The following is a 9,486-nucleotide window of genomic DNA, read 5'->3' as shown; positions in this document are numbered from 1 at the left end:
TGCCCTTCATGTAGATGAGGGTGTTGGCGGTGCCGAGGTCGATGGCGATGTCGTTAGAGATGGCGCCGAAGAGCGAAGAGATCATGAGAGGCCCTGGAGACTGGGGGCTGGAAAAAGGCGGTCCACACCGTCAATCCGCGACGATTGCCTCCAACGCGTTAACAAGGCGTCGAGTCGTTACGAATTACCGGCAGGCTCGGCGTTCCCTGCCCTGCCCTATGGTTGAATTCAAGGCATAAAGCGCCGTGTGCGGTTTCGCGTCGCGCGCGAGTTTTAGTGAAGCCGTCGCCGCGATTCCGCCACGAACCGCGGCGCCGTGACACGAACCCGACATTCAATGGCTGTTGGCGGGCGCCGTCTTGGACATGGTCGACAGGTTGATCACCTCGATCCGCTCCGCCTGGCGGGCCGATCGGGCCGGTCGCAGATCGTCTTCGATCACCAGGCGGAAGGGTCCTTCCTCGGGTTTCAGAGGCGCGCCCGCCTCGCGGTCGGCGACAATCATCTTGGCCGCGCGGGTGACAGCGTCGGTTTCCGCCAGACTGACCACGACCTGATAGCCGTCGTGGGCGCTGACCCGGACCACGGTCGCGAGCTCGCGTCCCTTGATCCCCTCGCCGTGCGGCGCGCCGACCTTGGCCAGCAGATCGCTCAGCAAGACCCCGTCATAGGCATGCGGCTGGCCGTGCTGCATCACTTGAATGTGCGCGTGCGGCAGCGCGGCGAACTGGGCGGCTGTCAGGCTCACACGCTGTCCGGCTTGCCCGGAAAGGCTGAGCGTCTGGGCCGCGGCGGGGCCTGCGGCCAGGGCCGCGGCGAGGATCAGGGCGGCTTTCAAGGTTTACTCCACGGCCAGGATGACGTGCGGCGCCTTGATCAGCGCGGTGACGGGTTCGCCGGCCGCCAGCCCCATGGCCTCGGCGCTCTCGCGGGTGATGGTGGCGGTCAGCGTCTTGCCCTCGGCGATGTCGAGCGTGATCTCGCTGGAGACCGGGCCGTCGAGGCGTGCGCTGACCACCCCCTTGATCTGGTTGCGGGCCGAGGTGACCAGGCCCTCGCCCTTGGCCAGCACGACAAAGCTCGACTTGATCAACGCGATCGCCGGACGGCCGACCGCCAGCCGCAGGGCCGCGACGCTCTCGCGGGTGACAACGGCGACGATCTCCACCCCGCCGGCGACCGCCAGGCTCACCTCGGCGTTGACCGCCCCATCGGTGACGCCGGTGACGGTTCCGCGGAGCGCGTTACGGGCGCTGGTCTGCATGCCGAGACTCCAGAAAAGGCGGCCGATGTCGTCCGCGGGCGCGCCGGCCAGGCCGCGTTCGAGGCGGTCCATGACTTCGGCCAGTTCGAACTCCACGCGATGGAAGGCCGCGACCACGGAATGACCGGCAGGGGTCAGGCCCGCCGCCCCGCCCTGCCGGCCGCCGGCCCGGGCGACCACCAGCGGCGCATCGAAGAGGTTGTTCAGCGCCTGCACCGCGTCCCAGGCCGCCTTGTAGCTGAGGCCGACGCGCGCGGCGGCGGCGCGGATCGAGCCCAGTTCATCCAGGGCTTCCAGCAGGGCGATGCGCTCGCCGCCGACGCGCGGGCCTTCGCCCCGGCGCAGGGACAGCGCGGCGTTGAGCAGGGAGGAGGACACCGGGGCGGCTCGTTATGTGGGCGGACTGCCGAACGACCCTAACAGTGAATCCAGGCTTGTCACGAGCCGCTCAGCTCGCGGCGCGCAGCGCCTGGGCGATCTGGGCGTCGGTCCGGCTCAGCATCAGGACGCCGGCGAGCGCGAGCGCGGCGGGGATCAGGGCCCAGCCGAAGAGGCCGGCCGCCAGCAGGGCGGTCGCCGCGGCGATCAGCAGGCCCAGCAGCACCTCGGCCAGGGTGACGAACCAGGAGGGCGAGCGGGCGCGGCGCATGTCGCTGCGCTTGCCCGGCCGCTGCCACCAGACGTTCAGCAGCGAGGCCATGGTCATGGAAGCCGCGCAGCCCAGGGTCGCGGCCAGGGCGACCATCGGGGCGAGCACATAGAGCGGCAGCAGGACCGGGACCAGCATCGCCGCCACCGGCAGGATCGCCGCGGCGATCTTGGCCTGACGGATAGTGCGGGTGGGGGTCGGGGCGCAGCTCAGGAGATCCGGCGCGTCCTCCGCCGAGATGGTGATCCAGGCCAGGCTGCCCGACACCTGGCTCGCCACCAGGCTCAGAGCCGCGGCGCTGCCCGGCAAGACCAGGCTGTGACCCTGCCCCGCCTGACGCAGCAGGATGAAGCCGAGCGGGATCATGTAGAGCACGCGCAACAGCACCTGCGCGATCAGCGCAGGGTCGCGCAGGATGAGCCGCAGCTCCTTCGCAAGCGTCGCCGAAAATGGACTGGCGGCGAACCGCACCCGGCCGCCGGCCTTCGTGCGGCGAGCGGGGCTCGCGCCCGCGCCGGCCGCCGCCGCAGCGTCGGCGGCGAAGTGCGCGCCGAGCAGCTGGTTGGCGATCAGGAAAACCCCGCCGCCGATCCCGATGGCCGCCAGGAGCGGCAGGGGCTCGCCCAGCAGGGCGCGCAGCGGCCAGCTCAGCGCCGGCGACTGGAAACGCGGCTCGCGGGAGAATTGCATGACCACGGCCGCGACGCTGGCGGTCTTGGTTCCTCCCAGGATGTTGCGCGCCTGGGCGATCAGGAAGAAGGCCGCGCCGATCACGGCGGCCAGGACCTGGCCGACCGTGCGCGTCCGCCGCGGGCCGATCAGCCGGAAGAGCCCGGCCGCCAGCAACAGTCCGACTCCGCTCGCCGCGAGCGCGATGCAGAACAGGACCACGATGGCCGCCAGCCAGCCCGGATGACCCCAGATCGCGCTCGGCAGGATGATCGGCGTCAGCACCATGCCGAAGATCGAGAAGGCCCCGACCGCCACCGCCAGGAAGCGCACGATCAGCACCTTGCGCGGCGCGAGGGGCGAGGAGAACAGCAGGTCGAAATCGGCGCGTTCGTAGAGCGCGTCCACCGCCGCCGCCAGCGTCTGCGACAGCATCAGGGTGAAGAGCATGATCAGCGCGGCCGCCGCGATCAGGTTCGCCACCGGAATGATCGGGACCTGCCGGTGCCGCACGCCGAGCGCGATCGGCAGGCCGGCGGTCACCAGCAGGATCAGCGGCAGGGCGATGGTCAGCCAGATCCGGGCGAACTTGCCGCGGCCGCGGCTGCGCTTCTGAAGCATCCCGCGCCAGGACAGGCGCAGCTCGTGGCGCAGCAGCCAGAGCGCCGAACCGGGCGCAGCGATCACGCCGCGGCGCCCTCGGCGCCCACCAGGTCGAGGAACACGTCCTCCAGGGTGGCGCGGCCCTCGCCGCTGCGGGCGCGGAGTTCATCGAGGGTGCCGTCGGCCACCAGCCGGCCGTTCTGGATGATGCCGATGCGGTCGGCCATCCGCTCGGCGACCTCCAGGATGTGGGTGGTCAGGATCACGGTGGCTCCGCCCTTCACACGCTCCTGCAGGAGGTCCTTCACCTGGCGGGCGACGGCGGCGTCGAGGCCGGTCAGGGGTTCGTCGAGGATCAGCAGTTGCGGATCGTGGATCAGGGCGCCGGCGAGCGCGGTCTTCTGCTTCATGCCGCGCGAGAAGCCCTCGCAGCGTTCGGCGCGGTTGTCCCAGAGCCCGAGCCAGCGCAGCAGCTCCTCGGCCCGCGGCGCGGAAACCTTCGGATCGACGCCCCAGAGGCCGGCCACGAAGTCCAGGTATTCGAGCGGCGTCAGGCGGTCGTAGAGCATCGGCTCGTCGGGCGCCCAGGCGATGATCTGCTTGGCGGCGGCGGGGTCGGCCAGGACGTTGCGGCCAAAGACCTCGATGTCGCCGGAGTTGGGCTTCAGCAGGCCCGCGACCATCCTGAGCGTGGTGGTCTTGCCGGCGCCGTTCGGGCCCAGGAGGGCGTAGAGCTCGCCCGCCCGCACGCTCAGCGAAAGATTGTCGACGGCGACCTTGCCGCCGAAGGTCTTGGAAAGACCGCGGATCGTAAGCGCGTCGGTCATCGGAACTCCTCGAGGCCGCCGGGAATATGTCCGAACCGGCCGGCGTCCGATAGTCGCCGCGCCGCCCGCGATCGGATGCGGGGCTCAGCCGAGGGCCGTCGCGACGACGCCCAGAGCCGCCATCACCCCCCCGGCCAACTGGCGCGACGAGAGCCGTTCCTTGAAGAGCCTGCGCCCGGCGGCCGCGGCGATCGGGGCCTCGATGACGCCGATGGCCCGGACCGGTCCGGCCGGCGCGAGCGCCAGCGCCGCGAACCAGCAGGCCGAGGCCGTCGCGCCGAAGAACCCCGCGCCCAGCGACGGGCGCCAGGACCGCGCCACCGCCAGCAGCGACGCCGGACGCCAGACGGCGAGCGCGGTCAGCAGCACCGTCGTCTGGATCGTCTGGGCGACGCAGACCGAGGCGGTGGCGGAATAGATCGGATGATGCGGCTCCAGCGCCAGGCCCGCCTGCCGGTAGGCGTTCAGCGCCACGGCGAAGGCCAGGCCCGAGGCGACGCCCAGCATCGATCCCAGGCCCGCGCCCGCCATCTGGTCGCGGCGCGGCCAGGACAGCACGGCCAGGCCTGCGGTCGTCGTGGCGATCCCCACCCAGGCCTGGGCGCCGATCGCGTCGCCGAGCACCAGCCAGCCGAAGATGGCGGCCAGCGGTAGGGATGACTGCTGCATCACCGTCGCCACCGCGAAGCCCGCCCGGCGCATGGCCACCAGCAGGGCGGCCGTGGCGGCGACCTGCGACAGGGCGCCCAGCACGACCGCCACGGCGAACCGCGCCGAGGGGTGCGGCGCCGCGCCCGGCGTCGCCAGCGCCACGGCGGCGAAGATCCCCAGCGAGAACGGCAGGCCGAACAGGAAACGCACCAGGGTCGCGCCCCAGGGGCCCGCATCGCCCACCAGGCCGCGTTGCAGGGCGTTGCGCGCCACCTGCAGCGGCGCGGCCGCAGCCGTCATCAAGATCCAGAGCATGTCAGCGCTCGCGGCCCCGCTTGCGCGGGGCCGCGATCAGAACCCCGCCGCGATCGCGTCGGGCGCGGACTTTTCCTTGCGCGCCGTGAGATTGTTGAGCGCGTTGACGTAGGCCTTGGCCGAGGCGGTGAGCGTGTCGGTGTCGGCGGCCTGGCCGGTGGCGATGCGACCGTCCTCCTCAAGCCGGACGGAGACCTGGGCCTGGGCGTCGGTGCCCTCGGTCACCGCGTGCACCTGGAAGAGCCGCAGCACCGCCTCGTGCGGGGCGCACTTTCGGATGGCGTTGAACACCGCGTCGACCGGGCCGTCGCCGGTGGCGTTGGCGGAAATCTCCTCGCCCTCGACGGTGATCGTCAGGAAGGCCTCCTGAGGCCCCTCGGTGCCGGCGATCACCCGCAGGGTCTTGACCTGGATGCGGTCGGCGCCCGACGCCAGCGCATCGTCGACCAGGGCGATGATGTCGTCGTCGAAGACGTGCTTCTTCTTGTCGGCCAGGTCCTTGAAGCGCTGGAAGGCCTCGTTGAGCGCATTGGCGCCCAGCTCATAGCCCAACGTCCGCAGCTTCTCGCGGAAGCCGGCGCGCCCGGCATGCTTGCCCATGACCAGGTTCGACGCGCCCTGCCCCACCGTCTCGGGGCTCATGATCTCGTAGGTGCCGCGGTCCTTCAGCATCCCGTCCTGGTGGATGCCGCTCTCGTGGGCGAAGGCGTTCTTGCCGACGATCGCCTTGTTGAACTGCACCGGAAAGCCGGTGATCGCCGAGACGTAGCGGCTGGCCCGCGTGATGTGCTGGGTCTCGACGGCGGTGTGGAATGGGAGCGCGTCGCCGCGCACCTTCAGGGCCATGACGATCTCTTCGAGCGCGGCGTTGCCGGCCCGCTCGCCGATGCCGTTGATGGCCACCTCGACCTGACGCGCCCCGCCCTGAACGCCGGCCAGGCTGTTGGCGACCGCCAGGCCCAGGTCGTTGTGGCAGTGGGTGGAGAGCACGATCCGGTCGGCGCCCTCGACGTTCTCCAGGATGTCGCGGAACATCTCCGCGTATTCGGTGGGATAGCTGTAGCCGACGGTGTCCGGCAGGTTGATCGTCCCGGCGCCGGCCTTGATCGCGGCGTCGACGCAGCGGCGCAGGAAATCCTGCTCGGTGCGGGTGGCGTCCTGGGCCGACCATTCGACGTCGCCGCAGAGGTTGCGCGCATGGCCCACCGACTTGGTGATCATCTCCAGGATGTCTTCCTGGCTGGCGTGCAGGATGTGGTCGCGGTGCGAGGGGCTGGTCGACAGGAAGGTGTGGATGCGGCCGCGCTTGGCCTTCTTGATCGCTTCGGCGCAGCGGTCGATGTCGACCATGCCGGCGCGGGCCAGGCCGCAGACCGTGCTTTCGGTGACCAGTTCGGCGATCTGGCGCACGGCCTCGAAGTCGCCGTTGGAGGCGATCGGGAAGCCGGCCTCGATCACGTCGACGCGCATCTCTTCCAGGATCTTGGAAAGCTCGATCTTCTCCTCGAGCGACATGGAGGCGCCGGGCGACTGCTCACCGTCGCGCATGGTGGTGTCGAAGACGATGACCCGGTCGCGCTCGGAGCGCGGGGCGGATTCGTTCGCGGATTCGGGGGCCGATTCGGGGGTGGTCATGGCTCTAGGTCTCTTCGCGGAGGGTTCGTGGGGCGGGCGAGGGAAACCCCTGAACGCCCGGCCGCGAAGACGCGCAGCCTAGAGAGGCGCCCAGGGGCGGCTAAGCCCCAGCGGAAGAAGAAGAAGCAGGCTGGCGGTGCGCGTGCACATGGCGACAGGCTCTACCGAATAGGGCTTAACGGCGCAACCATCTTGCGCGAAATGCGGCCCTAGGCCGCTTCTACGGCAAGAACCTTGCGCACCGCGGGCCGCTCGGCCACCCGCTGCGAATGCTCGTGGAGCCGCCCGAACTGGCGGGGATCGACCCCGTCGCCCTCCAACCAGCCGAACAGGGTGAAGAGGTAGCCGTCGCAGACGGAATAAGCGTCGCCGAGCACCCAGGGGCCTTTGAACATCTCCGCCTCGATCAACCGGAAACAGGCGATCTCGTTCTCGGGGACCTTGCGGGTCATATCGGCGAAGGAGCTTTCCTCGTCGGCCCAGCGGTAGCCGCGGTGCTTGTGCGCATGGGCCACGTGCACCGTCGAGCACAGGTAGCTATTGAAGGCGTGTGCCTGAGCCCGCTCCCAGGCGTCGACCGGCAGCAGCCGCGCCGAAGGGTGCGTCTCAGGGATGTAGGACAGGATCGCCGGGGTTTCGGTCAGCACCCCTCGCGGCGTCACCAGCGCCGGCACCCGCCCCTTTGGATTAATCGCCAGGTATTCGGCCGTCCGCTGATCACCCGCCTTGGTGTTCATCGCGACCAGCTCGTAGTCCGCCCCGGCCTCCTCGAGGGCGATGTGGGAGGCCAGCGAACAGGAGCCCAAGGCGTAAAACAGTCTCAGCATCAGCTCGCTTCCTTCTCCCGATTGCGCAGCCAGGCGCGGGCGACGAGGCCGATGCCGATCCAGGCCGCGGCGATGGCCGCCAGCCAGAGCGCGTCCTTGCCGATCTCGCCCTTCAGCACCCGGAAGACGGAATTGCCGGCGAAGGCGGTCAGCACGATCTTCGGCACGATGCCGATAGCGGTGCCCAGCGTGAAGTCGACGACCCGCATGGGCGTCACGCCGGCCGCCATATTGACCACGATGAAGGGCGCGGACGGCGCCAGGCGAACGATCAGGCTGGCCAGGAAGCCGTTCCGGGCGATCAGCTTGACGAACCGCGCCACCCCGGCGCCCGAGAACCGCTCCAGCACCTTCGCGCCGGCGACTCGCCCCAAGTAGAAGCCCACCAGCGACGAGGCCATGGTGCCGACCCAGCTGTAGAGCGAGCCGGTCACCGGCCCGAAGGCCACCACGGCGGCGGCGATCAGCATGATCTGCGGCACGCCAACGAAGGCCAGGGCCGCGAAGGCCAGCACCGCCACCGGCAGCGACCAGGGCCCCGGCGCGGCGTGCAGCCACTCCTGGACGGTCATTTCGCCGTTGAACCCGAGCGCCTGGGCGCCGAAGATGAAGACCACGCCCACGCCGCCGAACAGCACGAAGGACACCGCCAGCGTGCGCCACGCCTGGGCGTCCATGTTCGACAGGACCTGGAAGAGGCGGCGCATCACGGGCCCTGAGGTCGCCGATCAGGCGGAGACGGTCAAGCTGCAGTGCGACAGAGCGGGTTCACCCAGGCGGCGGCTTAGGTTAAACCCCGCCGCGTTCCTTCAACCCTGAATTCCCGGGAGCTATGCCCGCCATGTCGCTTGAATCCGCCGCGCTCGCCCGCGTAAAGCCGTCCGCCACCCTGGCGGCCGACCAGAAAGGGCGCGAGCTGAAGGCGCAGGGACGCGACATCATCTCCCTGGCGGCAGGCGAGCCCGACTTCGACACGCCGGACAACATCAAGGAAGCCGCCATCAAGGCGATCCGCGACGGCAAGACCAAATATACCAACGTCGACGGCATTCCGGAGCTGAAGGAAGCCATCGTCGGCAAGTTCAAGCGCGAGAACGGCCTGACCTACAAGACCAGCCAGGTGAACGTCTCGCCGGGCGGCAAGCCGGTGATCTGGAACGCCATGCTCTCGACGCTGAACCCCGGCGACGAGGTCGTGATCCCGACACCCTACTGGGTCAGCTACTGGGACATCGTGCTACTGGCCGGCGGCGAGCCGAAGGCCGCGCCGACCACGGCGGAGAGCGGCTTCAAGCTGAGCGCCGAGGGTCTGGAAGCGGCGATCACGCCGCGCACCAAGTGGCTGTTCCTCAACTCGCCGTCGAACCCCTCGGGCGCCGCCTACAGCCGCGCCGAGCTCAGGGCTCTGGCCGATGTCCTGCTGCGCCACCCGCAGGTCTGGATCCTGACCGACGACATGTACGAGCACCTGGTGTTCGGCGACTTCGAGTTCACCACCATCGCCCAGGTCGAGCCGGCGCTCTACGACCGCACCCTGACCATGAACGGGGTCTCCAAGGCCTACGCCATGACCGGCTGGCGGATCGGCTATGCGGCCGGGCCGGAGCCGCTGATCAAGTCGATGGCCAAGGTGATGAGCCAGACGACCTCCAACCCCTCCTCCGTCTCGCAGTGGGCGGCGGTCGAGGCGCTGAACGGCACGCAGGAGTTCATCAAGCCGAACGCCAAGCTGTTCGAGAGGCGCCGCGACCTGGTGGTCTCGATGCTGAACCAGGCCAGGGGCATCAAGTGCCCGACGCCGGAGGGCGCCTTCTACGTCTATCCATCGGTGACCGGACTGATCGGCAAGACCGCGCCCTCGGGCAAGGTGATCGGCGGTGACCAGGATTTCGCCGTCGAGCTCCTGGAGACCGAAGGGGTCTCGGTGGTGTTCGGCGCGGCCTTCGGCCTCTCGCCCTTCTTCCGCATCAGCTACGCGACCTCGAACGCCCAGCTCGAGGACGCCTGCTCGCGCATCCAGCGCTTCTGCGCCTCGGTGAAATAGGG

Annotated in this window: 10 protein-coding genes; 1 reads left to right on the top strand and 9 read right to left on the bottom strand. The window is 69.7% G+C overall.

The window, feature by feature from the left end; genetic code table 11:
- From ACESMY_RS12890 to ACESMY_RS12850, 9 genes are all read right to left on the bottom strand, one after another.
- Nucleotides 1-85: hypothetical protein (locus ACESMY_RS12890; RefSeq protein WP_372784997.1), on the bottom strand; the 85-nt coding region annotated here is incomplete at its 3' end.
- A gap of 249 nt (nt 86-334) precedes the next feature.
- Entirely contained in the window at nt 335-838 is a 504-nt protein-coding gene (locus tag ACESMY_RS12885) for a molybdopterin-dependent oxidoreductase (protein ID WP_372784992.1), read from the bottom strand.
- 3 nt (nt 839-841) lie between these two features.
- Complete coding sequence (locus ACESMY_RS12880) at nt 842-1,642, bottom strand: TOBE domain-containing protein (protein ID WP_372784991.1); 801 nt, start codon at nt 1,640-1,642, stop codon at nt 842-844.
- Between the two features lie 70 nt (nt 1,643-1,712).
- Nucleotides 1,713-3,269, bottom strand: a complete 1,557-nt coding sequence (locus ACESMY_RS12875; protein ID WP_372784990.1) for a hypothetical protein — start codon at nt 3,267-3,269, stop codon at nt 1,713-1,715.
- Nucleotides 3,266-4,012, bottom strand: a complete 747-nt coding sequence (locus ACESMY_RS12870) for an ABC transporter ATP-binding protein (RefSeq protein ID WP_372784989.1) — start codon at nt 4,010-4,012, stop codon at nt 3,266-3,268. The genes ACESMY_RS12875 and ACESMY_RS12870 overlap by 4 nt, the downstream gene beginning before the upstream one ends.
- Before the next feature lie 84 nt (nt 4,013-4,096).
- Nucleotides 4,097-4,978, bottom strand: a complete 882-nt coding sequence (locus ACESMY_RS12865) for an EamA family transporter (RefSeq protein ID WP_372784988.1) — start codon at nt 4,976-4,978, stop codon at nt 4,097-4,099.
- Nucleotides 4,979-5,014: 36 nt separating this feature from the next.
- Nucleotides 5,015-6,613 carry a 2-isopropylmalate synthase gene (locus ACESMY_RS12860; protein ID WP_372784987.1) on the bottom strand — a complete coding sequence of 533 codons (1,599 nt, stop codon included), beginning with the start codon at nt 6,611-6,613 and terminating at the stop codon, nt 5,015-5,017.
- A gap of 209 nt (nt 6,614-6,822) precedes the next feature.
- Entirely contained in the window at nt 6,823-7,440 is a 618-nt protein-coding gene (locus ACESMY_RS12855) for a glutathione S-transferase family protein (RefSeq protein WP_372784986.1), read from the bottom strand.
- On the bottom strand, nt 7,440-8,147 hold the full coding sequence (locus ACESMY_RS12850; protein ID WP_372784985.1) for a TVP38/TMEM64 family protein: 708 nt from the start codon (nt 8,145-8,147) through the stop codon (nt 7,440-7,442). Before ACESMY_RS12850 ends, ACESMY_RS12855 begins: the two co-directional genes overlap by 1 nt.
- Nucleotides 8,148-8,281: 134 nt before the next feature.
- Here ACESMY_RS12850 and ACESMY_RS12845 point away from each other — a divergent pair, with 134 nt between their 5' ends.
- Complete coding sequence (locus tag ACESMY_RS12845) at nt 8,282-9,484, top strand: pyridoxal phosphate-dependent aminotransferase (RefSeq protein WP_372784984.1); 1,203 nt, start codon at nt 8,282-8,284, stop codon at nt 9,482-9,484.
- Nucleotides 9,485-9,486 lie beyond the last annotated feature (2 nt).

Source organism: Phenylobacterium sp. (assembly GCF_041691455.1).
Lineage (GTDB): Bacteria > Pseudomonadota > Alphaproteobacteria > Caulobacterales > Caulobacteraceae > Phenylobacterium.
The sequence above is the reverse complement of the archived record's forward strand: the minus strand, read 5'-3'. Positions and strand labels throughout refer to the sequence as shown.

Bases quoted from the DNA above. Each gene is read 5' to 3' on its own strand.
- ACESMY_RS12850 (WP_372784985.1), bottom strand. From the start codon at position 8,147: ATGCGCCGCCTCTTCCAGGTCCTGTCGAACATGGACGCCCAGGCGTGG.
- ACESMY_RS12860 (WP_372784987.1), bottom strand. From the start codon at position 6,613: ATGACCACCCCCGAATCGGCCCCCGAATCCGCGAACGAATCCGCCCCG.
- ACESMY_RS12865 (WP_372784988.1), bottom strand. From the start codon at position 4,978: ATGCTCTGGATCTTGATGACGGCTGCGGCCGCGCCGCTGCAGGTGGCG.
- ACESMY_RS12870 (WP_372784989.1), bottom strand. From the start codon at position 4,012: ATGACCGACGCGCTTACGATCCGCGGTCTTTCCAAGACCTTCGGCGGC.
- ACESMY_RS12845 (WP_372784984.1), top strand. From the start codon at position 8,282: ATGTCGCTTGAATCCGCCGCGCTCGCCCGCGTAAAGCCGTCCGCCACC.
- ACESMY_RS12855 (WP_372784986.1), bottom strand. From the start codon at position 7,440: ATGCTGAGACTGTTTTACGCCTTGGGCTCCTGTTCGCTGGCCTCCCAC.